The sequence below is a fragment of the Stutzerimonas sp. NM35 genome (assembly GCF_054604355.1).
In genome coordinates this window covers 1,081,979-1,107,868 of record NZ_CM137728.1, presented here as the reverse complement: position 1 = coordinate 1,107,868, position 25,890 = coordinate 1,081,979, and the positions used below count along the sequence as shown (strand labels likewise).

Annotated in this window: 28 protein-coding genes; 13 read left to right on the top strand and 15 right to left on the bottom strand. The window is 58.9% G+C overall.

Annotation, left to right across the window (positions count from 1 at the left end; translation table 11 throughout):
* Positions 1–7 precede the first annotated feature (7 nt).
* Positions 8–709, top strand: coding sequence for a Yip1 family protein (locus ACYCFC_RS05355; protein ID WP_181084324.1), 702 nt, complete (start codon positions 8–10; stop codon positions 707–709).
* Positions 710–770: 61 nt separating this feature from the next.
* Positions 771–1,265: a SprT family zinc-dependent metalloprotease gene (locus ACYCFC_RS05350; RefSeq protein WP_181084325.1), complete on the top strand. Its 495-nt coding sequence runs from the start codon at positions 771–773 to the stop codon at positions 1,263–1,265.
* A 296-nt stretch (positions 1,266–1,561) separates the two neighbouring features.
* Here the strand turns inward: ACYCFC_RS05350 and ACYCFC_RS05345 are convergent, their stop codons facing one another.
* Positions 1,562–2,749, bottom strand: a complete 1,188-nt coding sequence (locus tag ACYCFC_RS05345) for an MFS transporter (RefSeq protein WP_459653343.1) — start codon at positions 2,747–2,749, stop codon at positions 1,562–1,564.
* Between the two features lie 304 nt (positions 2,750–3,053).
* Here ACYCFC_RS05345 and ACYCFC_RS05340 point away from each other — a divergent pair, with 304 nt between their 5' ends.
* The 8 genes from ACYCFC_RS05340 (at position 3,054) to ACYCFC_RS05305 (ending at position 9,946) form a co-directional block, all read left to right on the top strand.
* Positions 3,054–3,224, top strand: a complete 171-nt coding sequence (locus ACYCFC_RS05340; protein ID WP_423835654.1) for a periplasmic nitrate reductase, NapE protein — start codon at positions 3,054–3,056, stop codon at positions 3,222–3,224.
* 61 nt (positions 3,225–3,285) lie between these two features.
* Complete coding sequence (locus tag ACYCFC_RS05335; RefSeq protein WP_181084331.1) at positions 3,286–3,555, top strand: chaperone NapD; 270 nt, start codon at positions 3,286–3,288, stop codon at positions 3,553–3,555.
* Positions 3,556–6,060: a nitrate reductase catalytic subunit NapA gene (gene napA / locus ACYCFC_RS05330; RefSeq protein WP_181084333.1), complete on the top strand. Its 2,505-nt coding sequence runs from the start codon at positions 3,556–3,558 to the stop codon at positions 6,058–6,060.
* Positions 6,061–6,071: 11 nt separating this feature from the next.
* Positions 6,072–6,554 carry a nitrate reductase cytochrome c-type subunit gene (locus ACYCFC_RS05325; protein ID WP_459653342.1) on the top strand — a complete coding sequence of 161 codons (483 nt, stop codon included), beginning with the start codon at positions 6,072–6,074 and terminating at the stop codon, positions 6,552–6,554.
* 10 nt (positions 6,555–6,564) lie between these two features.
* Complete coding sequence (locus ACYCFC_RS05320; protein ID WP_181084337.1) at positions 6,565–7,161, top strand: cytochrome c3 family protein; 597 nt, start codon at positions 6,565–6,567, stop codon at positions 7,159–7,161.
* Positions 7,162–7,446: 285 nt separating this feature from the next.
* The gene (locus ACYCFC_RS05315) at positions 7,447–8,241 is read left to right on the top strand and encodes a dienelactone hydrolase family protein (RefSeq protein WP_459653341.1); all 795 of its coding nucleotides are present in this window, start codon (positions 7,447–7,449) and stop codon (positions 8,239–8,241) included.
* An 869-nt stretch (positions 8,242–9,110) separates the two neighbouring features.
* Entirely contained in the window at positions 9,111–9,548 is a 438-nt protein-coding gene (locus tag ACYCFC_RS05310) for a hypothetical protein (RefSeq protein ID WP_459653340.1), read from the top strand.
* Positions 9,545–9,946, top strand: a complete 402-nt coding sequence (locus tag ACYCFC_RS05305; protein ID WP_459653339.1) for an META domain-containing protein — start codon at positions 9,545–9,547, stop codon at positions 9,944–9,946. Before ACYCFC_RS05310 ends, ACYCFC_RS05305 begins: the two co-directional genes overlap by 4 nt.
* A gap of 158 nt (positions 9,947–10,104) precedes the next feature.
* Here the strand turns inward: ACYCFC_RS05305 and ligD are convergent, their stop codons facing one another.
* The 3 genes from ligD to ACYCFC_RS05290 all read right to left on the bottom strand — a co-directional run bounded on the left by ligD (position 10,105) and on the right by ACYCFC_RS05290 (position 14,362).
* Positions 10,105–12,627: a DNA ligase D gene (gene ligD, locus ACYCFC_RS05300; protein ID WP_459653338.1), complete on the bottom strand. Its 2,523-nt coding sequence runs from the start codon at positions 12,625–12,627 to the stop codon at positions 10,105–10,107.
* Positions 12,628–12,642: 15 nt separating this feature from the next.
* Entirely contained in the window at positions 12,643–13,506 is an 864-nt protein-coding gene (gene ku, locus ACYCFC_RS05295) for a non-homologous end joining protein Ku (RefSeq protein WP_181084346.1), read from the bottom strand.
* Positions 13,507–13,813: 307 nt separating this feature from the next.
* A complete protein-coding gene (locus ACYCFC_RS05290; protein WP_181084348.1) occupies positions 13,814–14,362 on the bottom strand; it encodes a cysteine hydrolase family protein in 549 nt (182 codons plus the stop codon).
* Positions 14,363–14,469: 107 nt separating this feature from the next.
* Here ACYCFC_RS05290 and ACYCFC_RS05285 point away from each other — a divergent pair, with 107 nt between their 5' ends.
* The 3 genes from ACYCFC_RS05285 (at position 14,470) to ACYCFC_RS05275 (ending at position 16,223) form a co-directional block, all read left to right on the top strand.
* Positions 14,470–15,447: a GlxA family transcriptional regulator gene (locus tag ACYCFC_RS05285; RefSeq protein WP_459653337.1), complete on the top strand. Its 978-nt coding sequence runs from the start codon at positions 14,470–14,472 to the stop codon at positions 15,445–15,447.
* A 126-nt stretch (positions 15,448–15,573) separates the two neighbouring features.
* A complete protein-coding gene (locus ACYCFC_RS05280) occupies positions 15,574–15,849 on the top strand; it encodes a type II toxin-antitoxin system ParD family antitoxin (RefSeq protein WP_459653336.1) in 276 nt (91 codons plus the stop codon).
* A gap of 2 nt (positions 15,850–15,851) precedes the next feature.
* Entirely contained in the window at positions 15,852–16,223 is a 372-nt protein-coding gene (locus ACYCFC_RS05275) for a type II toxin-antitoxin system RelE/ParE family toxin (protein WP_459653335.1), read from the top strand.
* Positions 16,224–16,409: 186 nt separating this feature from the next.
* Here the strand turns inward: ACYCFC_RS05275 and brnA are convergent, their stop codons facing one another.
* From brnA to ACYCFC_RS05220, 11 genes are all read right to left on the bottom strand, one after another.
* Positions 16,410–16,652: a type II toxin-antitoxin system BrnA family antitoxin gene (gene brnA / locus ACYCFC_RS05270; protein WP_459653334.1), complete on the bottom strand. Its 243-nt coding sequence runs from the start codon at positions 16,650–16,652 to the stop codon at positions 16,410–16,412.
* Positions 16,649–16,900 (bottom strand): BrnT family toxin, encoded by a 252-nt coding sequence (locus tag ACYCFC_RS05265; protein ID WP_459653333.1) that lies wholly within the window; start codon positions 16,898–16,900, stop codon positions 16,649–16,651. The genes brnA and ACYCFC_RS05265 overlap by 4 nt, the downstream gene beginning before the upstream one ends.
* A 271-nt stretch (positions 16,901–17,171) precedes the next feature.
* A complete protein-coding gene (locus ACYCFC_RS05260; RefSeq protein WP_459653332.1) occupies positions 17,172–20,207 on the bottom strand; it encodes a DUF6701 domain-containing protein in 3,036 nt (1,011 codons plus the stop codon).
* Positions 20,204–20,551: a pilus assembly protein MshP gene (locus tag ACYCFC_RS05255; protein WP_459653331.1), complete on the bottom strand. Its 348-nt coding sequence runs from the start codon at positions 20,549–20,551 to the stop codon at positions 20,204–20,206. The genes ACYCFC_RS05260 and ACYCFC_RS05255 overlap by 4 nt, the downstream gene beginning before the upstream one ends.
* Before the next feature lie 118 nt (positions 20,552–20,669).
* A complete protein-coding gene (locus ACYCFC_RS05250) occupies positions 20,670–21,503 on the bottom strand; it encodes a prepilin-type N-terminal cleavage/methylation domain-containing protein (protein WP_459653330.1) in 834 nt (277 codons plus the stop codon).
* Entirely contained in the window at positions 21,503–21,931 is a 429-nt protein-coding gene (locus ACYCFC_RS05245) for a prepilin-type N-terminal cleavage/methylation domain-containing protein (protein ID WP_459653329.1), read from the bottom strand. Before ACYCFC_RS05245 ends, ACYCFC_RS05250 begins: the two co-directional genes overlap by 1 nt.
* Positions 21,932–21,933: 2 nt before the next feature.
* Positions 21,934–22,419, bottom strand: a complete 486-nt coding sequence (locus ACYCFC_RS05240; protein ID WP_459653328.1) for a type II secretion system protein — start codon at positions 22,417–22,419, stop codon at positions 21,934–21,936.
* A 314-nt stretch (positions 22,420–22,733) separates the two neighbouring features.
* A complete protein-coding gene (locus ACYCFC_RS05235) occupies positions 22,734–23,195 on the bottom strand; it encodes a prepilin-type N-terminal cleavage/methylation domain-containing protein (protein WP_459653327.1) in 462 nt (153 codons plus the stop codon).
* Positions 23,196–23,363: 168 nt separating this feature from the next.
* Positions 23,364–23,846, bottom strand: coding sequence for a type II secretion system protein (locus tag ACYCFC_RS05230; protein ID WP_459653326.1), 483 nt, complete (start codon positions 23,844–23,846; stop codon positions 23,364–23,366).
* Positions 23,847–23,865: 19 nt separating this feature from the next.
* On the bottom strand, positions 23,866–24,414 hold the full coding sequence (locus ACYCFC_RS05225) for a prepilin-type N-terminal cleavage/methylation domain-containing protein (protein WP_200291522.1): 549 nt from the start codon (positions 24,412–24,414) through the stop codon (positions 23,866–23,868).
* 77 nt (positions 24,415–24,491) lie between these two features.
* A complete protein-coding gene (locus ACYCFC_RS05220) occupies positions 24,492–25,730 on the bottom strand; it encodes a type II secretion system F family protein (RefSeq protein ID WP_459653325.1) in 1,239 nt (412 codons plus the stop codon).
* Between the last annotated feature and the right edge of the window lie 160 nt (positions 25,731–25,890).

Here is a 25,890-nt window from a genome sequence, read left to right as displayed (position 1 = left end):
GACTCCCATGATCCCGCATTTTTTCACCCTGATGACCCGCCCCGACCAAGCCTGGACCGAAATCCGCCGAGACGAGGAACGCAACAGCTCCAACTACCTCCTGCATCTTTTTCTCTGGGCGCTATTGCCAGCCGTCTGCATGTTCATCGGTACCCGCTACATAGGCTGGAGCCTGGTTGAGGACGAGCGGGTCTGGGTCGACACCCGAAGCGCCGCTCAACTCAGCGTGCTGATCTACCTCACCATTATCGTCGGCACCTTCATCATGGGCTTCTTCCTGCGCTGGATGTCGCGCACGTTCGAGGCTCGCCCAACCTTCAATCAGTGCGTGGGCTTCACCGCCTACGTCATCACGCCGTTCTTTCTGGCCGGACTCGGCGCGCTTTACCCGACCCGCTGGACCGCCGTCACGGTACTGGTTGCAGCAGGTGCATATTCCACTTATCTGCTGTTCGTCGGCCTGCCGACCTTCATGCGCATCGACAGTCGCAATACCTTTCTCTACGGCGCCAGCACCTGGGCTGTCGGCCTGCTGGTACTGGTCAACCTGAAAGTACCGATGATCCTGTTCTGGCTGCAGGTCCTGGATCCGACCTACGAACGCGACACCGTACAGAGCCAGAGCCATGGCTTCGAGGAGAACCGTCCGCAGGAAACGCCAGGCGGGCTGGACAACGAGCGACGCTTCAACGAGCGTCCAAACGAGTGACCATCGAACACCTCAGTCCAGTGCTTTGGCATAATACGGCGCTCTGCAACCGGAGTGCCCGATGCCCGAGCGACTCAATGCCCGTGTCGAAGCCTGCTATCAGCTGGCCGACACTTTCTTCAAGCAGCACTTCAAGCGCCCCCAGGTGAGCCTCAAGCTGCGTGGCCAGAAGGCAGGCGTAGCGCATCTCGCTCAGAATCTGCTGCGCTTCAACGAGCAACTCTACCGGGCGAACACGGAGCACTTCCTGCAGCAGACCGTGGCTCACGAAGTCGCCCATCTGGTGGCGCACCAGCTGTTCGGTCCACGCATCCAGCCCCACGGTGAGGAATGGCAACTGATCATGCGCGGCGTCTATGAGCTGCCACCTGATCGCTGCCATAACTACGAAGTCGCCCGCCGCCAGGTCAGCCGCTATATCTATCGCTGCGAGTGTCCCGAGCGGGATTTCCCCTTCACCAGCCAACGCCATGCGCTGGTACGCAAGGGTCGCCGCTACTTTTGCCGCAGCTGTCGCGCCACGCTGGTGTTCAGCGGCCAGCAACGTCTGGAATAAACTTTGGAAAGCAGATTTACAGACAACCACAAGCGCCATGACAGGTACGGCGTTTGCCATTGTGGGGTTTGATGGTGCGCTCGTCGGGTTGGTGGAGCGTAACCCGACCTACGAAGCCCCGGCCATTTGTAGGTCGAATTAGCCGAAGGCGTAATCCGACGGCTTGAAGGTGTAATCCGACGGCTCGAAGGCATGATCCAACGATCCAAGACGTAATCCAGCGAAGCAAACAGCACGTAGGGTGGATGCCGCTTTTTACATCCACCGCAACTCCGCTCGGTGGAGCGTGCCCCACCCTACAGGCTTCGCACCTTCCAGGCCGCCAACACGAACAACGCCGCCAGCACCGCCATGAGCGGCAGCCAGCCCGCATGTTCCCAGACATAACCCGCCGCGTAACCCACCACGCTCGACCCAAGATAATAGGCGCACAGATACAGCGCGGATGCCTGAGCCCTGGCGCCCCTGGCATGCTGGCCGACCTGCCCGCTGGCCACCGCATGAGCGGCGAAGAAGCCCAGGGTGAACAGCGCCAGACCGGCGATGATGGCCGTCAGCCAGGGCAGAGAACACAGCACCACACCTAGCAGCATCAGACCAATACCGCCCTGCAGCACCATTTTGGCACCGAAGCGCGGCACCAGCCGCCCGGCCCATCCAGCGCTGAAAATGCCCGCCAGATACACGGTGAACAGCAAACCGATCACCGTGGACGACAAGCCGAAAGGCGCACCTGCCAAGCGGAAGCCGATGTAATTGAAAAGCGCAACGAAACCGCCCATCAACAGGAAAGCCTGCAAGAACAGATTGCGCAGTACGGGATTGACCAGATGCTGGCGAAAATTGTCCAGCAACCCACGCAGCGACAGCGCCTGAGCCTTGAAGTGACGCGACGGCGGCAGCAGCCAGACGAACAGTCCCAGCGCCAACAGCCCCAAGCCGGCAATGCCGCCGAGCGCCATTTGCCAGCCGCCCATATCGCTCAACAGGCCAGACAGCAAGCGGCCCAGCAGACCGCCCAGAGCCGTGCCGCCGATATACAGCCCCATCGCCGCCGGCAATGACTCCGGGTCGAATTCTTCCCCCACATAAGCCATCGCCAACGCTGGCAGGCCACTGAGCGCCAGCCCTAGCAAGGCCCGCAGAACCAGCAACAGATTCCAGGATTCCACCAGCACACAAGCAAGGCCCAGCAGGCTGGCCAGCGCCAGGGCCGCGACCATCACCGGTTTGCGCCCCCAGCTTTCGGCAAGCGCCCCGGACACCAGCAGGCAGACCGCCAATGACAGAGTTGTCAGGGACAACGCCAAGCTGCTGCTGGCCGCTGATACGGAGAAATGCGACGCCAGCAGCGGCAATAGCGGCTGCACGCAATACAGCATGGCGAAGGTGGCAAAACCGGCACAGAACAGCGCCAGGGTCGCACGGCGGTAAGCACCGGTGCCGCGCTTCAGATGAGTGGATGGCTGACTATCGGTATTCATGATCAGGGGCCGAAATTCGGCACGGAGGGTCTCGGAAAAACGTAAGGATACTCCCGTAGCGTGGCAATTTCGTCACTTTGGCGGCATACGGTGGGTTGCCGGATTACGCCTTCAGCCAATATGACCTCCGAAAGCCGTCCCGGTAGCCGACGGAACGCCAGCAACCTGATCCTGTCTCTTGTCCGAGGACAATGAAATGTCCATAAACCTGCAACATCAGCTACTTAGCGGCAAATCTCTTTGCCTAAGCCAACAGCACTACCTAGACTCCTGACATGAGAGCAGAACCACCAAGGTGAACACAGTGCCGAATGACACCGATGCCATCCCTAGCAAAAGCCAGGAAACCCGCCTGTTCCTGTTCCTGCTGATCTTTCTGTTCCCGCTGCTGAGTATTGCGCTGGTCGGCGGCTACGGCTTCATCGTCTGGATCAGCCAGCTGACATTCCTTGGCCCACCCGGCCCGCTGAACTGATTTTTTCGATATGGTCCGAAAGGCAGATGCGAACGCCATTTACCGTGATAGGCGAAGCCTGATGACGAAAACAAATAATGACGCCTTGCATATAGCAAGCCTGCTGGTGCACTGCCGGCCTGAGCTGCTTGACGCTGTAAAAAGGAACCTGGCGCTTCTGCCTGGCCTTGAACTGCATCAGGAAAGCGCTGCGGGAAAAGTGGTGGTCGTCCTCGAAGCCGAGCATGAAAGCCGGATTCTGGACACCATCGACCATATCCAGCAATTGCCCGGCGTACTCAACGCCGCCCTGATCTACCACGAACTCCTCACTCTCGAAGGAGAAGCCTGAATGAGCCTTACCCGTCGCCAATTCGCCAAGGCCAACGCCGCCGCTATCGCCGCCACGGTAGCCGGTATCCCGATCGCCACCAGCGCCACCAACCTGATTACCGATCCACAGTCCACCAACCTCAAGTGGCACAAGGCGCCCTGCCGCTTCTGCGGCACCGGCTGCGGCGTCATGGTCGCCACCAGCGGTGATCGCGTCGTCGCTACCCATGGCGATGTGAAGGCCGAGGTCAACCGTGGCATCAACTGCGTCAAGGGCTACTTCCTGTCGAAGATCATGTACGGCACTGACCGCCTGACGCAGCCGCTGCTGCGCATGAAGAACGGCCAGTACGACAAGCAGGGCGAGTTCCAGCCGGTGAGCTGGGAGCAGGCCTTCGACATCATGGAAGAGAAGTACAAGGCGGCGCTCAAGGAGAGCGGCCCGAGCGCGGTGGGCATGTTCGGCTCCGGCCAGTGGACCGTCTGGGAAGGCTACGCGGCCAACAAGCTGATGAAGGCGGGCTTCCGCTCCAACAACATCGACCCCAACGCCCGCCACTGCATGGCCTCGGCGGCGGTCGGCTTCATGCGCACCTTCGGCATGGACGAACCCATGGGCTGCTACGACGACATCGAAGTCGCCGACGCCTTCGTGCTCTGGGGCTCGAACATGGCCGAGATGCACCCGGTGCTCTGGACCCGCGTGACCGATCGCCGCCTGACTGCGCCACACGTCAAGGTCGCAGTCATGTCGACGTTCGAGCACCGCAGCTACGAGCTCGCCGACATCCCGATGACCTTCACCCCGCAAACCGACCTGGTGATCCTCAACTACATCGCCAACCACATCATCCAGAGCGGCGCGGTCAACGAGGATTTCGTCAAGAACCACACCCGCTTCGCCAAGGGCGCGACAAACATCGGCTACGGCCTGCGCCCCACCGATCCGCTCGAACTGAAGGCCGAGAACGCCGGCGTGGCCGGCAGCTGGACCGACATCAGCTTCGAGGACTACGCCGAGTTCCTCAAGCCCTACACCCTGGAACACGCTGCTCAGGAATCGGGTGTACCCGCCGAACGCCTGAAGGCGCTGGCCGAGCTGTATGCCGACCCGAAGGTCAAGGTGATGTCCTTCTGGACCATGGGTTTCAACCAGCACACCCGCGGTGTCTGGGCGAACAACATGATCTACAACATCCACCTGCTCACCGGCAAGATCAGCGAGCCGGGCAACAGCCCCTTCTCGCTCACCGGCCAGCCCTCGGCGTGCGGCACCGCCCGGGAAGTCGGCACCTTCTCCCATCGCCTGCCAGCGGACATGGTGGTCAACAACCCAGAACACCGCGCCGTCTCAGAGAGGATCTGGAAGCTGCCCGAAGGCACCATTCAGGAGAAGCCGGGCTTCCACGCCGTACAGCAAAGCCGCGAGCTGAAAGATGGCGGCCTCAAGGTCTACTGGACCCAGGTCACCAACAACATGCAGGCCGGTCCCAACGTGATGCAGGAAATCCTGCCGGGCTGGCGCAACCCGGAGACCTTCATCATCGTTTCCGACGTCTACCCCACGGTGTCTGCGCAAGCTGCCGACCTGATCCTCCCCGCCGCCATGTGGGTGGAAAAGGAGGGCGCCTATGGCAACGCCGAGCGCCGCACCCACTTCTGGCACCAGCTGGTCAACGCACCGGGTGAAGCCCGCTCCGACCTGTGGCAGCTGATGGAATTCTCCAAGCGCTTCACCACCGACGAGGTCTGGCCCGCCGAACTGCTGGCCAAAAAGCCGGAACTCAAGGGCAAGACCCTGTTCGAGGTGCTGTTCAAGAACGGTCAGGTCGACCAGTTCCCCACCAGCGACATCGCCGAGGGTTACCGCAACCAGGAGTCCGAGGATTACGGTTTCTACGTGCAGAAGGGCCTCTTCGAAGAGTACGCTCAGTTCGGTCGCGGGCATGCCCATGACCTGGCCGATTTCGACGTCTATCACCAGGAGCGCGGCCTGCGCTGGCCAGTGGTCGATGGCAAGGAAACCCTCTGGCGCTACCGCGAAGGCTACGACCCCTACGTGGAAAAAGGCACCGGCGTGCAGTTCTACGGCTACCCGGACAAGAAGGCGATCATCTTCGCCCTGCCCTATGAGGTTCCTGCCGAAATGCCGGATGAGGAATACCCCTTCTGGCTCAGCACCGGACGCGTGCTGGAGCACTGGCACACCGGCAGCATGACCCAGCGGGTCGACGAGCTGCACCGTGCAGTGCCGGATGCGCTGGTGTACATGCACCCGGACGATGCGCGCGATATCAATGCCCGTCGCGGCAGCGTCGTCAAGGTCATCAGCCGTCGTGGCGAGATGCAGGCGCGGATCGAAACCCGTGGTCGCAACAAACCGCCGAAAGGCCTGGTCTTCGTGCCCTTCTTCGACGCCAACAAACTGATCAACAAGGTCACCCTCGACGCCACCGACCCGATCTCCAAGCAAACCGACTACAAAAAATGCGCCGTTAAGATCGAAGTGGTCAGCATCGCCTGAGGAGAGCCATCATGAAATTTCGTGTACTGACGTTGACCCTCCTTGCCTTGTGCGGCCTGGCCATCGCTGCCGAACCCGACTACCCGCTCGACGCGCCCGCGCCGGACGGGCGGCGGGTCGGCGGCAGCATCACCCAGGAATTCACGCCACCGCCCTTGAGGGATGAAGAGAACAAGGACCTCAAACGCGAACGCAACTACCCCGAGCAGCCGCCGACCATCCCGCATGCCATCCGTGGCTACCAGGTCGACATGAACGGCAACAGGTGCCTGGCCTGTCACAGCCGCGCCAACAGCGCACGCACCCAGGCGCCGATGATCAGCATCACCCACTTCACCGACCGTGACAGCCAGACGCTCGGGACGGTCGCTCCACGCCGGTATTTCTGTACCCAGTGCCATGTGGTGCAGCACGACGTGAAACCGCTGGTGAAGAACGACTTCGAGAACATCGACGAGTTGCTCTATCACGAAAACACACAGAACCAACAGTGAGGGCGCCAGGATGAAGTCGATACTGTCGTTTCTCAAACGATACTGGAACGTTCTGCGCCGCCCCAGCGTGCACTACAGCCTGGGTGCCCTGACGCTTGGCGGATTCATCGCGGGCATCATCTTCTGGGGCGGCTTCAACACCGCACTCGAAGTCACCAATACCGAGACCTTCTGCATCTCCTGCCATGAGATGGAAGACAACGTCTACATGGAGATCAAGGACACCATCCACTACACCAACCGCTCGGGCGTCAGGGCCACCTGCCCGGACTGCCACGTCCCGCATGAATGGACCGACAAGATCGCCCGCAAGATGCAGGCCTCCAAGGAAGTCTGGGGCAAGATCTTCGGCACCATCAACACGCGGGAAAAGTTTCTCGGCCTGCGCCGGGAAATGGCCGAGCGTGAATGGCGTCGGCTGAAGGCCAACGACTCGCTCGAATGCCGCAACTGCCACAACTTCGACTACATGGACTTCACCCGCCAGGCCCCACGCGCCGCACAGTTCCACTCCACGGCTCTGGCCAGTGGCGAAGCCACCTGTATCGACTGCCACAAGGGCATCGCCCACCGTCTGCCGGACATGCACGGCGTACCGGGTTGGTAAGGCACAAGGGACGACAAAGGCGCTGGAGGCTGGACGAAAGCGTAGGGTGGATGTCGTTTTTTACATCCACTCTACGCTCGTCGGGTCGGTGAAGCGTGACCCGACCTACGAAGCCCCGGCCATTTGTAGGTCGGATTAGCCGAAGGCGTAATCCGACGGCTTGGAGGCGTAATCCGACGCTGGCGTACCGTAGGGCCGAATTTATTTGGCCTGGCGTACTGTCCAAACAGTTACCACTACCCTTCGCCTATCCTCGTTGTCATCCAAACAAGAAGGAAAACACCGATGCGCTACCCCCTGCTCGGCCTGCTCATGGCCACTAGCCTCGTCGCCCACGCTGAAATCCAGACCCGGGAAATCCCCTACACCGCCGCCGACGGTACGGAAATGATCGGTTACTACGCCTATGACGATGCCATCGAAGGGCCACGCCCCGGCATCGTCGTGGTGCATGAATGGTGGGGCCTGAACGACTACGCCAAGCAACGCGCGCGCAACCTGGCCGAACTGGGCTACAGCGCCCTGGCCATCGACATGTACGGCGAAGGCAAAAACACCGATCACCCCAAGGACGCCATGAGCTTCATGCAGGCCGCGCTGGCCGATGCCGACGCCGCCAAGGCCCGCTTCAATGCCGGTGTTGACCTGCTCAAGCAACAGCAACAGACCGATGCCGCCAAACTCGCCGCGGTCGGCTACTGCTTCGGCGGCAAGGTCGTGCTGGACATGGCGCGCCAAGGCGTGCCGCTGGAGGGCGTGGTCAGCTTCCACGGCGCCCTCGCCACCCAGACCCGCGCCGCGCCCGGCAGCGTCAAAGCTCGCGTGCTGGTCGAACACGGCAGCGCGGACAGCATGGTCAGCATCGAAGACGTCGCCGCCCTCAACACGGAAATGGTCACTGCCGGCGCCGACTACACCTTCGTCAACCAGCCCGGCGCCAAACATGGCTTTACCAATCCCGGCGCGGACAAATTCCAGGAAAAAGGCGTAGACGTCGCCTACGACAAACAGGCCGACGAGCGCTCCTGGGCCGACATGCAACGCTTCCTCGAAGACACCTTCGCCAATCCACGGCCATAAGGGCAAAAAACCGCTGGAGGCAAGATTATCCGTCAACGTCGTATCGTCGGGTTACGCCTTCAAGCCGTCGGATTACGCCTTCGGCTAATCCGACCTACAAATGGCTGGGCTTCGTAGGTCGGGTTACGCTTCACCAACCCGACGAGCGAACAATCAAGCACCACAGAGGCAACGCCGTACCTGTCATCGTCCTGTGGTTGTCTGTGAATCTGCCGTCGGATTACGCCTTCGGCTAATCCGACCTACAAATGGCTGGGCTTCGTAGGTCGGGTTACGCTTCACCAACCCGACGAGCAGACAATCAAGCACCACAAAGGCAACGCCGTACCTGTCATCGTTCTGTGGTTGTCTGTGAATCTGCCGTCGGATTACGCCTTCGGCTAATCCGACCTACAAATGGCTGGGCTTCGTAGGTCGGGTTACGCTTCACCAACCCGACGAGCGAACAATCAAGCACCACAGAGGCAACGCCGTACCTGCCATCGTCCTGTGGTTGTCTGTGAATCTGCCGTCGGATTACGCCTTCGGCTAATCCGACCTACAAATGGCTGGGCTTCGTAGGTCGGGTTACGCTTCACCAACCCGACGAGCAGACAATCAAGCACCACAGAGGCAACGCCGGACCTGTCATCGTCCTGTGGTTGTCTGTGAATCTGCCGTCGGATTACGCCTTCGGCTAATCCGACCTACAAAAATGGCTGGGCTTCGTAGGTCGGGTTACGCTTCACCAACCCGACGAGCAGACAATCAAGCACCACAGAGGCAACGCCGTACCTGTCATCGTCCTGTGCTTACTTGCAGCTTGAAGCTGCTTTTCCTGGCCGTGCTAGCATTGCCGCCACCGCAACCTTCTCAATCGAACACGAGTCATGGCCGAACACGATTTCCGCTACACCCTGCTCAACCCCGCCCACACCCTCACCGAATGCCGCGCGCTGGCGCCGGGTCGCTATCAAGTCACCGGTAACGGCGGATCGATCCGCAGTGGAGATGTACTGATCGTTACCCTCAAGGGCAGCCGCGAGCTTTCCCAGCGTCTGACCGTGGACAAGGTTCGTCACCTCATCAACCCACCGGGCCAATGGACAGCCATGGCCAGCGGGCCGGTATTCCGCGAACTGGCGATCATCAATTGGCAGGTCGATTGCGACAGCTGCGGCAAACAGCTGGATTTCGAATTCGCCGTGGACGCAGCCAAAGGCGACGCCGCCCGTACCCCAGCTGCCGAAGCCCGCATCGCCGAACTCGGCTGGAGGAACGACGCCGGTCGCCACCTGTGCCCGGCCTGCAAGGGAACCCGGCCATGAAAAACATCCTGCTGACCGCCCTTGCCGCATTGTTCGTCAGCGGCTGCGCCGTCGAGTCACAGAAGCTGCAATATGACGTCACCTACATCACCGAGTGGATCGGCGACGAACCCGTGGTTGGCCGCAATCCTGTCTCGCTGACCTTCAGTCAGGACCGCGCCTACGGCAACGCTGGCTGCAACCACTGGTTCGCCAGCTACCAGCTCGACGGCCAGCAGATCCGCTTCAGCCAGATCGGCAGCACCCGCAAGATGTGCGCCGAACACCTCATGCAGCAGGAACAGCATTTCCTGCACCTGCTTTCGCAGATCGAGCGCTGGGATATCTCCAACATCGACCAACTGCGCTTCTGGCCCACCGAAGGCGCCCCGATTCGCGTCTGGCCGGAACAGAACTGATCATTGCGACGCAGTCGGGTTACGCCTTCGGCTAACCCGACCTACCCATGGGCATCCCCGTTCATTCGGCCATGCCCTGCAAACACAGCGCCTGGGCCACTCCCACAAAAGCGCCAACCTCGCACACACGCTGTGCCTAGGATGCCAGCCCCCTCCCGCTAAGGCGGTTCGGCGCCGAGCCGATCCCACATGGCGCGGGTGAGGCGCTGACGATTGGCGTAACCCTGCCAGGGATCCTGCTCCAGTCCATCCAGGCGCTGGTGCAGATTGCCGACAGTCCATTGCTGGGCACTGCGCAGCTCATCCAGTTCGTCGCGGGCGATGGGCACCGAGACCGGCAGCCCTGGGCGCGCGCGCACCGAGTAAGCAGCCACCGTGCTCGCGCCACGGCTATTGCGCAGGTAATCGATGAAGATCTTGCCGACCCGGTTCTTCGGCCCGGATGTCGCGGTGAAGCGCTCCGGCAGCTGACGGGTCATGAACTGCGCGACCGCCTTGGCGAAGGCCTTGACCATGTCCCAGTCGGCGCGCCGGGCCAGCGGCACGATGATGTGGATACCCTTGCCGCCGCTGGTCTTGAGGAAAGCCTGCAGACCCAGCTCGTCGAGCACGGTCAGGGTCAGGTGGGTCGCCTCCAGCATGCTACGCCAGGGCAGCGCCGGGTCCGGGTCGAGGTCGAGCACGAAGTGGTCCGGCGTCTCGATGCGATCGCTGGTGGCGCCCCAGGTGTGCAGTTCAATGCAGCCCATCTGCGCGGCGCCGACCAGTGCCGGCAGGCTGTCGATTTCCATCAACCGCGCATGGCCGGGGTCCAGCTTCGGGTCCAGATGCTTGATATTGGGAATCGCCAGGCGCTCGGCGTGCTTCTGGAAGAACTGCTCGCCGCCGACGCCATCCGGCGCACGTACCAGCGACACTGGGCGGTTGTCCAGATAGGGCAGCAGCCAGTCGGCGATATGCGCGTAGAACTCGGCCAGCTGCAGCTTGGTGGTGCCGCTCTCGGGATCGATCACCCGCTGCGGATTGCTGATGGCCACACCGGCGACCACCGGCTTGCCCGCCTTCTTAGCCGCCTTGTCAGCGCCCTGCTTGCGCTCCGTTGCCGGTATCAGGCCGGGCCGCTCGCGGACGATCTGTTCCGCTGGCTTATCGCTGCGCAGCGCGATGAAAGTGGCCTGACGCACGAGGCCTTCGCGCGTCCACTCGGCGAACTCGACCTCACCGACCAGCTCCGGCTCCACCCAGCTCACGCCACGCGCCTGGGCCGCGGTCAGCTTGCCGGCCAACGGCGAGTCGGTACGTGCCAGCGTCTGCAGGCGCTGGTGGAGTTCCTTGAGCGCCACTTCACCGAAACCGGTGCCGACCCGCCCGGCATAGCGCAGGCCGCCGTCCTCGTTCACCGCCAGCAGCAACGCGCCAAAGCCGCTGCGGCTGCCTTGCGGCCTGGTATGGCCAACGATGACGAACTCCTGGCGCAGGCGGCACTTGAGCTTGATCCAGTCCGGGCTGCGGCGGGACACATAGAAACTGCCGGAGCGTTTGCCGATCACCCCCTCCAGCGACATGGCACAGGCACTTTCCACGATGTCCCGGTGATGAGCCTTGAACGCATCGGAGAACCGCAGCGGGCTGTTGCGCGTATTGCCCAGCAACGCCTTGAGCCGTTCCCGACGCTTTTCCAGCGGCGTCTGGCGCAGGTCTTCGCCGTCGATAAACGGCGCATCGAACAGGAAGTAGACGAGGTCATGACTGCGCCCGATATCGAAGGCGTTCTGCAACTGCTGGAAGTCCGGCAGCCCCTCTTCGTTGAGTGCCACCACCTCGCCGTCCAGCCAGCTGTCGTGCAGGCCCAGCTTGGCCAGAGCCTTGGCCTGTTGCGGCAAGCGCTGCGTCCAGTCGTGGCCATTGCGGGTGAACAGCCGCACGTCACCGTCAGCGATACGCGCAAGAATGCGGTAGCCGTCGTACTTCACCTCGTACAGCCATTCCCCTTCCGGGGGTCGCTCGACCAGGCTCGCCAATTGCGGGGCCAGGCTATCGGGGAACGCCTCCAAAGCGGCGGGCACCACCTTCGGCTTGCTCGCCGCCTGGCGCGTTGGCGCCTTGCTCGGCCCGCCCACCAACGCGCCAGTGATCACGCTCTGCGGCTGCGCCTCGACGATGTCGTATTCGTCGCTGGGCCGGGCGATGTCGTCGCGCTCCTTGATCAGCAACCACTGCTGCTTGTCACTGCTGCCGCGCAGGCGGGTACGCACCAGGGTCCAATCGCCTGCGAGCTTCTCGCCGACCAGGGTGAACTTGAGCTTGCCAGCCGCGTAGGCGGCGACCGGGTCGTCGTGGGGCTGCCAGATACCCTGATCCCAGACGATCACGTCTCCGGCGCCGTAGTTGCCCTCCGGGATGCTGCCCTCGAAGCCGGCATAATCCAGCGGATGGTCCTCGACATGCACGGCCAGACGCTTGTCGCGCGGGTCCAGGCTCGGCCCCTTGGGCACCGCCCAGCTCTTCAGCGTGCCGTCCAGCTCCAGGCGGAAGTCGTAGTGCAGCCGCCGGGCATCGTGCTTCTGTATCACGAAACGCAGCGCGCCGGCCTTGCTGCGCCGTTTGCCGGGCCGCTCGGGCGGTTCGCTGGTGCGTTCGAAATTGCGCTTTCGATTGTATTCGCTCTGCCCCCTGGCCATGACCATGCTCCTGGCTTATTTGCGTGCGGTCTTGGCCGGCTTGCGGGGAGTGGAGTCCTTGCCTGAAGCCTTCTTCGGCTTGTCCGCGGGCTTGCCGCCAAGACTGCGCTTGAGCAGTTCGGTGAGATCGATGACATCGGCGCTGCGCCGCTCCTCCTCACCCTCGACCCGCTCCACTTCTTCGATCTTGCCGGCCTTGGCCTTCTGCTCCACCAGTTCGAGGATGCGGTCCTGGAAGCTGTCCTGGTATTCCTCGGGCCGCCATTCGTCGCTCATGTCCTTGATCAACCGCTTGGCCATGTCCAACTCGCTCTTGGCCAACTTGGGTTGGGCCACTGCCGGCCCCAGCTCCAGCGAATCCAGGCCGCGCACCTCGCTGGGCCAGCGCAGCATTACCAACACCAGCGCCGAATCCAGCGGCATCAACGCCGCCAGGTGCTGACGGGTGCGCAACACCACATGGGCCAAAGCTACCTTGTCCGTGCTGCTCAGCGCCTCGCGCAGCAGGGCGTAGACCTTCTCGCCCCGCTTGTCGGGAGCCAGGTAATAGGGTGTGTCGATGTTCTGCAGGGGTATCTGCTGGCTGTCGACGAAAGCGAAGATATCGATCGTCTGGGTCGATTCCGGATGTGCGGCGCGAATCTCCTCCTCGCTGAGCACCACATAGCGCCCTTTCTCGTAGGCAACGCCCTTGACGATGTTTTCCTTGGTGACTTCCTTGCCGGTGACCTTGTTCACCCGCTTGTAGCCGACCGGCTCCATGCTGCGCTTGTCCAGCCAGTCGAAATCCACTCCCTGGGAAGAAGTGGCGGAAACCAGCGCAACCGGAATGTGAACCAGACCGAAACTGATGGCGCCTTTCCAGATGGCTCGGGGCATGATGGTCAACTCCTGAGGGTTACGGAGGCATCAGGCTTGCGACACGCAACGGAAGCTGCCGCAGCACCACTCAAGCAGTCGACCATTGGCTGGTGGAAATGGTTTTATTGAAACGCTGATCGGTATGGAGAGAGGATCAAGGTACGACAACTCACACGGGCCACATCAGCGCACCGCCGGATTACGCCTTCGGCTAATGCGACCTACAAATGGCAGAGTCGTAGGTCGGATCACGCTTCACCGATCCGACGAGCGGAGTCCAGGCAATCGCCGGACTCCGCCTATACCGTCACGCAGGCCGGTGAACTCAGCCCGCCAGATACGCTTCCGTCGACAGCACATTGGCGTAGCCGAACTTCAGCGCAGCCATCATGGCCGCATGGACCTGCGCTGCCGGCACCTGCACCCCCTCGAACTCCAGATCCAGCGTCGCGCACGCATCGTGCAACACGCTCACCGCATAGCCCAGATCCGCTGCGGCACGAACGACGGCATCGACACACATATGGCTCATCGCCCCGACGATCACTACTTCTTCAACACCCCGTTCGTCGAGCAAATGCTCGAGATTCGTTTCGCGGAACGAGTTCGGGTAGTTCTTGACGATGACAGGTTCGCCATCCTGCGGGGCGACAGCCGGTTGGATCTCGACGTTTGGCGTCCCCGGAACGAAAGCCGGAACTTCCCCGTTGACGAATTCATGACGGACGTGAATGACCGGAACGCCCTTGGCGCGGGAGTCGGCGATCACTTTTGCCGCGTTGTCGACGGCTGCCTCGATACCGCTCAGAGGCAGATTGCCCGTGGGTAGGTATTCGTTTTGCAGGTCGATTACTACCAATGCACGCTTGCTCATTACTGGTTCCTTGACGATGGTGAGTGGGAAAGCGAGTCACCATCATTGGCCATCGGGAGCCCGTTGCGAAGTGGCACGATCGACATCTTCGAGGGCTGTATCGACACATGCCGGATAGAAACGTCATAGAAATCGGGATACTGCTTTATCCCGCTGCGCAGATCGCCACGGCACTCGGCCTGACTGATCTGTTCACCTTTGCACAACGCATCGCCAGTGAGCACGGGAAACCAGGCACGCCGGCCTTGCGCATCAGCCAGTGGCAAATGCAAGACCCCGGCAATGCTCCGGTGCGCGTCCAGGATTCGCTCCCCGGCATGAACACGACGCCCGCCGTGATGATCCTGCCCCCAAGTCTGGAAGAACCGATCACCCCCCACGCAGCGGCGCCTTACAGAGAATGGCTGCGGGCGCAGCACAGTGAGGGCGTCACGCTCGCATCTGTATGCGCCGGCGCCTTCCTGCTGGGCGAAACAGGCGTGCTGTCCGGTCGTACCATCACCACGCACTGGCTCTATGTGGAGAAATTCGCAGAGCGCTTTGCGGATGTGCACCTGGATGTCGATCAACTCATCATCGACGCTGACGACATCATCACCGCCGGTGGCGTCATGGCCTGGACTGACCTGGGGTTGCGTTTGGTGGATCGCTACCTGGGCGCCTCGGTGATGATCGACACCGCGCAGATGCTCCTGGTCGATCCACCGGGACGCCAGCAGCGTTATTACAGCGCCTTCGCCCCTCGCCTGGCCCACGGCGACCAGGCCGTGCTGGCCGTTCAGAACTGGCTGCAGGAAACAGGCGCCAGGCACATCGCCCTCCCCGACCTGGCCCAGCGCGCCGGCATGGAGGTACGCACCTTCCTGCGCCGCTTCCAGAAAGCCACCGGCATGACCACCACCGAATATTGCCAGCGCCTGCGCGTGGGCCGGGCGCGCGAGATGCTCCAGGCGAGCCAGTTGCCCATCGAGCGGGTCGCCTGGGAAGTCGGCTATGGCGACCCTGGCGCTTTCCGGAAGGTCTTCACCCGTGTCGTCGGCCTCACGCCCAGCGAATATCGGCGGCGTTTCAGTGGGGTTTCGTAGGCAGGATCGTGTGAAACATCTGGAATGTCGTCTCGGCTGACGCCACCAGTCCCATCGCTAACTTTGCTATTCGACAAGCCGTATGGCATAAATCGCCATGCCGACCATTCGCACGAGATCATCGCCATGGCAACCCACAACGTCGTTCTTCCCGCCCCATTGGAGCAGTCCGTGGACAATCTTGTCAGCTCTGGGCTCTACCAAAACCGCAGCGAAGTCATCCGAGCCGGCCTGCGCCTGTTACTTGAGCGCGAGGCCATGGAAGCAGCCAAGCTCGAAGCCCTGCGCAACGCCGTCGCAAGTGGTCTCATGCAGCTGGAAACCGGCGATTACGATGAAGTGCAACCTGATGAGCTGGAAGATTACCTGGAGCAACTCGGCAACTCGGCAGGAAACCACTGAGCATGCTGCCAACACGGTTCTCCCAGGCCGCACGCACCGACATCATGGATATCCTGAGCTACACCGAAAGAAAGTTCGGCAAATCAGCTCGCCAGCGATACCAAAGCCTCTTGCAGACCGCCTTCAGATCGTTATCCAACAACCCCGAACAAGCAGGCAGCGTTGCCCGCGAAGAGCTTGCACCAGGGCTTCGTAGCCTGCATCTCGTCTACTGCCGCAACAGCTCTCCTGCAGGTCGCGTTGCTCACCCCCGCCACATGGTCATATACCAGCACACCGATCAGATACTGGAGATCGTGCGTATCCTGCACGATGCAATGGAATTGCAGCACCATTTGGCTTCAGGGGCAAAAGACCCAAAAGGGAATGGGTAAAAGGCGAGGCTCATGGATCGATTACGCCCATACTTGATCACATCGATATCGATGATTGCCCAGGCGCAATACGCATAGTCTGGATTAGCTACGTGAAGGTCACTTTACTGGCCACGGCAATCTGCCCTGCCCCGTCAGTATTTCCAGATAGCCTTCGCTTGCTTCGCGGGCGAAGCGAGAGAACGATCAGAGCGGCTTGCTGGCAGACTCCACCTGAAGACGTTCGACCAACCACACCTTGATGATGGACTGACGGGTAACGCCGATGCGAGCCGCCTCACGATCCAACGACTCCACCACCCAAGCCGGAAAGTCTACGTTGATTCGTTTTTGCTCCAGATTAACGCGACGAGCCGAGGTCAGATCCAGGTCATCGACGAGGTCTTCCTCGCCTGCGTCAAATTTTTTATCGAAGTCTTTAGCCTTCATAAAACTCTACCTCCTGCTTGCGGGAGCGCCTGACTGAAATCAGGCGAATACGGCCTGTAGGTGACGACAGCCGACCAGTGCTTCGCGCCGATCTTGCCTACCAGCAAGAACCGCTGCTCATCCTCTGATTTCGCACGGATCTCCAGTAAGTACGGATCTTTCCACAGCCCTTGGGCAGCCACAAAATCAATGCCGTGCTTCTGCAGATTGGCCTGGCTTTTTGCTTCATCGAACTCGAATTCATCCATGAGTTGAAATTATTCCTTTTTTACTCATGCTGCAAGGTATGGCAGGAGTAGGCCAGCCCAGCCAATGCGGCCAGAATGGATTAGCGGAATGTTGACGAGCCAGGGATAGATGACCTTCTGCACCCTCATTGGGGCCTCATTAAATAAATCTGTCCCCTTGTCTCTTCGCATCGAGAGACTACCCGGTGGCGGACGAAGCACGCGTTATCAGGTGAGTGTGTTGCAAGGGCAATTTGATTAACCCAGCTTTTGAGGCTTTCGTCAGTACCCGTCACATTCCGCGATAAAGCTCACGACGGAAGATGAGGGGTGTGGGACCTTTGTAGATGCCGAAGGTGGCGGAGCTGCGAATCTCAGCTGGGCCAGCATCGTCCAAATAGCTACACACACCACCCAGAGGTGCTTCTTCCATCGAACGCTTCTGGCAGAGCCACGTAGTTGGCGAACTAGCTTGTTCAAGGAAACGCCTTAACCAAACGCTGCCTTCCGGCTTAAGCGGCTCAGTTACCGTCACGGTAAGCTCCTTTTTATCTGCCCAAAAACTAACACTTGCTTCAGTAACACCAGCACTGGGATATGTAATAGGAGCTTCATTCTCTGCGGGCACTATTAGCTCAGTGCATTCGTCTATTCTCGGCACCCATCCGTTACTGTACCAATGCTCCAGCACCAACGGTACTTTAGTTTGTTTCTCCGCAGGTTCGATCTTGTTTTCACTACGAACCCGACCGAGGCGGATTTCGCTGTTCGTAATAGTCCGTTCGAAGCCCTGGCAACCCGCTCCAAGGTCGTAGCAAACGTCATCCTTGTCGTCGGTCAACTCTGCCGCAGAGAAGCTCTGACGTATAGAAAAGGGAAGATCATCAACAGTTGGCAGAGAGCTACGCTCATAGCTCAGCTGCTTAGCAGTCCAAGTGTAGGTACGCTTACCATCAGAATTATTCTGACCACTTTCAATGACGGCATCATCATCCAAAAAAAGACGAGATATGTCTAGGTCACGATATTCCGCCATCCAAATTTCAGTGGGCCGATTTTTAAACCCCCAAAAGTCGTCATGGTCGTAATTTTTAGTTGGGTACTCCTCACCATTTGGTTTGCGACCATAGCCGGTGATATCCAGTGTCAGCTGATCATCAATTTCAACTAACTGATCCTGATAACTAAAATTTCCACAACCCGCAATTAACGCGCCAGCCCCCTCGACTTTCAAATGAGTCGGATAAAATCGACCGATCGGTTTCGACTCAATGGCAGGTACGGTAAAGCCAAGGTAAGAATGTTCTTTAATATGCAAACTAAACACTCCCACCTCAGAAAGTGCTACATTTTTGGTTATCGAGCCCTGCCACTCATTAGGATCGCCCGTTGCCAAATGATCGTAATTACCCCCTTCGGGCTCAAGCAAGATGCCTCTTTCACCACCTTCATCCTCACTTGGCGCCACTACATACGGCTCAATCTCCAAGCCTATTCTCCGATAGTTTTTCGTTACATCAGAGGCTGCACAAATATCACCACTCTTAAAGGCTACCGGAGTTATCGTTATCTCAAAATTCTCTCCTACAGCTCGGAAACGCTGGCAACTGCCGTCGCCCATTGAACAGAACTTCTCCGAACTAATGCAAATACCTGCTGGCGAAGAAACAAACTCTTTAAAGTCCAACACTTCATCATGTGCATCAAGCACTGCCAAGTATAGTTTACCCGCCTCCTTATACTCGATAGCCAGCTCTGCTTCTTTTTCCTCCCACTCAACATCCTTAATTTCCTCAGACTTACCCTCCTCTATATGCTTACCATTAACCTCAATTGTCACAGGATTATGGTACAGACCATCCCGCTCCTTGTAGTCGAACAGAATATTTAGACTGGAAGGCACTTCACATGAAACAGGCTCATCCAAAGCAATAACCTTAGCAATATGAGATTTACCCGCAATCATTGGCCCTACTTCTAAGGAAATATCGCACTCAACCGGATCAATCGGGCCTGGGCCACCTCCCGCCTCACATAGAGAGATAGGGTCAACCATTTTATAAGTGCAGACTCCATATATTCTACTTGACTCATCACCATTAATCGTGCCCCAGTCATCCCGGACGGTAACATTTCCATATACCTCTGAATTATTCAGATATACATGATGCAACCCGTCATGCCCCACCACCGTTGCGATATCACCTACGACTTTACTATCACTAACACTGACCTCATAGCGAGCGAGCACGTCGCCGGTTACAACCGCGTTATCATTTATAAATACCCGGTGAGCATTAGTCACATCAGCAGTAACTGTCCCACCTGTAATGGTAAGGCTATTATTGCCTGGGCTTATGGTTCCCGAAGTCATATTGACATTAACCATCACAATCGGGTTATTACCTGCCTTCAGGTCCCCTGTAACGGTGCTATCCCTGATATCAATACCGTTGTTTCCCGCAACAATTCCGTTGGATATCGTCGCACCTTGTGAAACGGTTACTTTGCAGCAGGAAACATTAACCAACCCCGTAACCAAGCCACCGAACAAAGTAACTGCGCCATTCGTGGAGGTGAGCGTGGAAGAAAATACTGTATTGGTAGCGATAAGGCCGTTAGTCATGCTGACACTGTTGCCTATCGTGAGATTGGTAAAGCTTCCGGTACCGGTACCAGTCACCTTCCCATCTACATTCGTACCGTTGAGAGTAATGTTAGTGCCGGTGATAGAACCGGAAACAGAGCCATTTTTCAGACTGATGACGGTGCTAGAGACGCTGCTAGCAAAGGTTGTATCAGAGCCGGTAAAACCATTCCCAAAGCTTACCGCTCCACTAACACTGCTGCCACTAATAATTCCCTCTCCAGTACCGCTTACATTTCCATTAATAGCAGACTGTGTAATGGTCAACTTAGCGCTGGTTTGAATATTTCCAGTCAGTGAGACTCCCGTCAAGGTTAGGGCACCACTCCCAGTACTCAGGTTGCCATAAACCACACTACTACCAACGGTGGCATTCAACGTACCGTAGGTGGTTTGCAGAGTGATAGGGCTCGTTACAGTCCCTACTTTATTACCAGACAAGGTAATACCTGCATCCGCCCGCAATGTTATGGGTGAATTCGCAACATATTCATCTCCAGCCACAAAACTGACCGAGGCGCTGCATGTATACGTGCTACCACTGATAGACCAGCTATTGTTCCAATTATTGCAAATTGGCAACTGACCCTGACTGATATTGTGGACTGCTGCATTTGCAACCTGGCATTTAAGCAAGGCTACCAATCCTATCCATACCAAGCTTTTAGCGTAGTATTTCATGGCTGCTCCACCACTGCAGTTATTTTCCGATAGGTGTAATCGGGACTACCGACCGAGGAGTATTCGGCCTTACTTTCAAGGGTATAGAAAGTTATCTCTTCAACTTCTGACAGGTCGCAGGTTACTTCAACTTTAAACTCTGCGACAAAGCCCTCTGGTGTAAAAATTGTATCTAGGAAACAATCTTTATCACTCAATGCTTTAGCTATTCCCCACTCCAATCCCGCCCTCGCCGCCTGGTAGGCGCGGGCTTGTTGCAGGGCCAGGCTGCTGGTAGCTGTTTGAGTAGTGGATATACGCCACATGGCGGCGATTGCGCCGGTGATGACGATGATAAGGAACATTGCGGCGACGAGGCCGAAGCCGTGTTGTTTGCTGCCTTGTAGGAGCGGGCCGTGCCCGCGAAGCTTTTGCGTCGTCCGGATTCGCGGGCATGGCCCGCTCCTACGGGGGGCTTTGGGGTCAGGGCGCATTGTCTACGTGGACCTGTTGCAAGAGAGAGACGGTTTCTCCCCCCTTGGTTAGCGATAAATGCAGGGTAACGAGGCCGTTTCGGGTGTTGGTGCCGGGTTGGTAGGTGAATGTGCAGGCGGATACGGAATCTACGACCAGTGCAGCGTCGGCATAGGAATATGGGCCTGCCAACGTATCGGATACCCCTCGACGGATACTTCCAGTGCCATCACCACTGGAATTCCTGCCAGGGTTCTCACAGCGGTAACCCAAGACATCGCGCACCAGGTAAAAGCGGTGTTGAGGCGAGGCATATTTAAATCGAAAATCTTGCAAGCTGGCCTCCAGCCTCCCGTTATTCCAAGTGAATTCCTTGGGTGAAATTATGGAAACTTGAGGCTCCTCTACGAGGGGACCCGTAGGGTAGATAATCAGCCAGTGCTTTTCAGTGCTAGTTGACTCCAGGGGGCTAAGTATCTCTATCTCACAATCCGCCCCCTCTTGAGTACAGGCAGGCGGGTCCATACGTGGACCATCAAGCGCTGGCTGGTTGGCCCGATAACGCCCGGCAGCAGCTATATGTAATAACCGCAGTTCATTTCCATTGGATACGACAACCGAATTCGGCACCGCCAGCCGTATATCGCGCGCCATACGATTAAGTGCCGTTGCGGCGAGATCGGTCAGTTCGGCGCGGCGGCTTTGGTCGGCGAAGCCTTGCAGGGGGCGGGACATGACGGTGGAGATCATCACCGCGACAATGCCAGCCAGCGCGATAACCATGATCAGTTCGACCAAGGTGAAACCACGTTGCCCATAACACTTGCAGGAGGAACCTTTCATCAATAGTCCGTCCTGTATCCGGTCAGGGTGAATGCTTGTCCTGTCGGGTCTTTGACGGAAACATCGATACGCGTGGCATCCACCCCGTTCAGGCTGGCGGTGTTATCCACGACTACCTCCACCGAATAGCTAGCTAATTCGCCGATAGGGTTGCCGTTCACGTCCTGCGGGGGCGCAGGCGATTGTGCCGCTGAACTCAACTGTCCATATGGAAGAGAAGTGATCGCCTCCAGATAACTCTCCGCAATCATCAGGCTCTGCTGCCGCAACATCGGGTCGGCGGAGCGGGCGGTGATGGAGGCCATGGCGGAGAAGAGTGCGGCGGCGGCGATGCCGATGATGACGATGGTGATGACCAGTTCGACGAGGGTCATGCCGTGCTGCTTGCGGGAACGGTTGGGTTGCCGGGGGGCTGCAAGCGGCGGCATGGTCAGTTCCTTCTGCAGTCGGCGGCGGTGACGGGCAGGCTGCCGCTGTTGCTCAGCGGGAGGAACTGCGGTGCATCACCTAGTTTGCTGGGAGGGATGTACCTGAACCCGCATTTCCCTCCTTCCACGCCCATATCGTCGATATGCGTGATGCCGCCTTCAGTCCCCGCCCCTCCAAAATCCGCGTCCAAACCAGCTGCCGCAAGCAGTGCAAATGGTGTAGCCGGATAACCGAACATGACTTGTATTTCCGATCCCTCAAAGAAAATGTTCGGATCGTGCTCACCAAAGCCCACACCTTTAACCTGCGCGTAGGCGTGAACGTTTGCAGCCGCAACCCTTGCGGCGCCATATGCCGCATTGACCCGCGCCGCGCGGGCGTCGGCGGAAACGTCGAAGAAGCGCGGCAGTGCGAAGGCGGAGAGTATGCCGAGGATGACGATGACCATGATCAGCTCGATCAGGGTGAAGCCGTTTTGTCTGCCCATCAGTCAATTCCTTTGTGGGCTCGTAGGGTCGTCAGGCGGATTGGCGTGGTGGTGGATGGGTGAAGCGTCATCCACCCTACGGGGCTTCCGCCCGATTAATTTTCCGCTCGGCCACGCTGCTTTCGTAGGGGCGAATTTATTCGCCTGGCCGTGTGCGATCAGCCCATGCGGAAGGTGCGACAGGCGTCGTGGTGTCAAACCACGCGGGTTGAGGCTTGGGTGTTTGTCGTCGCGCCGCAGGTGTCGGGTAGTTCGGTGCCGGGCGAATGAATTCGCCCCTACGGGAAGCGCAGTGCAGGTGATTAACCCGGTGGTCATTGCATGACCTCGATAAAGCCGGTGGCGGCGTGCACCCTGAATGAAAAGTTACCGACCGTTACGGTGTTATTTCCGCTGCTGCAATTAGCGGAGGGATTGCCCGCAATGCAACCGAGCGAATTGAACTCGATATCCATTTCACCCTGAACGGCAACATTAGCCGGAGGTTCGATTGGATAAGTTTTATCGGAAGGATCTTTGATCTGGGCACTACTGCAAGCGCCAGCTCCATAATCCAGAGCATAACCGCTGTTATTTATTTTTACATTGACCAGGCAACCACTCGCCACTGCCAATTTCTGCGCATAGCGAACAGAGGAAAGAACCTCCTCGAAATAAAAGCGCTCATCGAAGACCTGACGATCGAAAAAGCGCGGGAGGGCCACGGCGGAGATAATGCCGAGGATCACGATCACCATGATAAACTCGACGATTGTAAAACCGCGTTGCTCAACCATTGGCCGGCCCTTCTTTTACAAGCGGGTTGGAGACGAGAATCGACCCGCCTCTGGGAATTCGTGACAACCCGGCCAGTAGCCGGGTTGCGGTGCGGTGTAGAGCGGGTAAGCCCAACAGCCATGAATTACCATGAGACTTCACGGCGGGTTGCACCTGCCCTACATGGCTTATTTGCAGTGTTCAGCAGTGATAGGTAGCGCACCGTCAGCTACTGCTTTGAATTCAGCTGCATCTGTCGCGCTCGTTGCAGCCTCATAAATGAAGCCACACTTTTCTGCACTGGCAGGATTTCCTTTCTGGGTGATTTTTCCAGAAACAATATTGAAGTCCCCTTCCAAACCTGCAGCTGCAAGAATCCCTGCTGCATCTGCTGTTGGGTAACCATGAGCAACAGTAATTTCTTTACCCTCAAGCTCAACATAAGAGGGATCACTACTTGTTGCTCCTGGAGTTGCACCTTTAGCCAATACAGCGGCATGAACTATTGCCGAAGCTGATTTCGCAGCACCAAGCGCGCCGTTAATTGATGCAGCACGCGCATCACTTCCAAAATCCGCAAACCTCGGCAACGCAAACGCCGCCAAAATCCCCAAAATCACAATAACCATAATCAACTCGATCATGGTGAAGCCGCTTTGTTGCTTTTTCATGGTGTTGCTCCTTTTTGCCTTATTCAAAAGTGACGGCGACTTCGCCGGTGTTGCTGTTGTACTCGATGAAATCGTTGTTTCCATCAAGGGTGTAGCGATAGAGGCAGCGGTGGCCCTGGGCCTCGGCGCGGAAGGTGGGGTTGGTGCCGGTGACGCTGGCCGCCGAGGCTTGCAGCAGATTGGCCCAGAGGTTCATGCATTCCTGCTGGCTCATGCTGGTGATGGCACCGGGGTTGCCGCTGCGTTCGGTACCGACGGGCCAGCCGAGGGTGTTGACGTCAACGGTGCCGTTGCCATAACCGAGCACGTCGATCTGGCAGTTGCCGGCCACGCAGCTGTTGTGGCCGCCGTTACGGTTGAGTTCGTACTGGCCGCGCACCATGGAAACCGCCGAGGTGAAGGCGCCGCCGGCGCTGCGCACGGTGGAGCGGTGGGCATCCTTGGCGGAGTCTATGAAGTGCGGCAGTGCCACGGCGGCGAGAATGCCGAGGATGGCGATGACCACGACCAGCTCGATCATGGTGAAGCCTGCCTGCCCGTACTTGCCTGATTGTCGGTTTGCCGTCATGTCGCCCTCGTTTTGCCGTGCCGTTGCAAGCGCGGTGTGCAATCGCTTGATTTTGGTTGCCATTTCGTCGCCCTGTTTCATCCGCCCCTCCCCTGCGCCGCGCCGCCCAGTTCCCACATGGGCAGGAACACGCCCAGCGCGAGGACCAGCACCATCACGCCCATGCAGACGATGAGGATCGGCTCGATGGCGTCGGCCAGTTGCTTGAGGTCGTAGTCGACTTCCTGTTCGTAGAAATCGGCCACTTCGATGAAGAGGTCGTCCAGCGCGCCGGTCTCTTCGCCAACGGCCATCATCTGCAGCACCAGCGGGGTGAACAGGCCAGAGTTGTGCGCCGAGCGGGTCAGCGCTTCGCCACGTTCAACGCTTTCGCGGATCCCGAGGATGGCCTGGCCGATATGGCGATTGCCGACGCTGGCGCTGTTGATGGAAAGGGTTTGCAGCAACGGCACACCGGCGCGGTACATCATGGCGAAGGTGCGGGTGAAGCGCGCCAGGGCGATGCGCTCGAAGATGCCGCCGACGATGGGCAGGCGCAGTTTGATGCGGTCCCACTTGAGTTCGCCGCTGTCGGTCTCGCTCCATTTGAAGAAGGCGTAGAGCCCGCCGACGATGCCGAGCAACAGCAGCCACCACCAGTCGCGCATGAAGTTGGAGGTGCCGATGAGCACGCGCGTGGCCCAAGGCAGCTGGGCGTGGAACTGGGCGAAGACCTTGGCGAACGCGGGAATCACCAGCAGGTTGATCACCGCCAGAGCCACGCCCATGGCGACCATCACGAAGATCGGGTAGCGAGTGGCCTGCTTGATGCGCTTGCGGGTCTCGCGCTCCAGCTCCAGATAAGCGGAAAGCTGCTTGAAGGCCTGATCGAGCTGACCGGTGTTTTCGCCGACGCTGATCATGCTGACGAACAGGTTGCTGAAGACCTTGGGATGGGCGTTGAGCGCCACAGCCATGGACAGGCCGCTTTCCAGACTGGCGCGCACGTCCTGCAATACTTCGCGGAAATACAGGTTGCGGTTGGATTCGGCCAGGCCGCCAATGGCGCGGATGATCGGCACGCCGGCCTTGGTCAGGCTGTACATCTGGCGGGTATAGATGATCAGTTCGTCGAGATCGACGCGCTTGCGGCGCAATTTCTGTCGCAGCGTGGCCAGGGCGTCGTCGCCGCTCTGGACCTGCTCGGCTTCGATGGTGATCGGGGTGATCTGCCGCGCCAGCAGTTCGCCGGCCACGGAATCCGCCGTGGCGCCTTCGAGGGCACCGTTGACCTTGGCGCCCTGGGCGTTGCGACCGGTGTAGCGGAAGCTAGGCATCGGCCCGTGCCTCCTTGTTGCCACAGGCCAGCGCCGGATGTGGGGCATAAGTTGGCGAACGGCCCTGGCCTCGCTCGTCGGGTCGGTGAAGCGTGACCCGACCTACGGATTGCCTGTGGGCGCAGCTTTCGTAGGTTGGATTAGCCGAAGGCGTAAACCG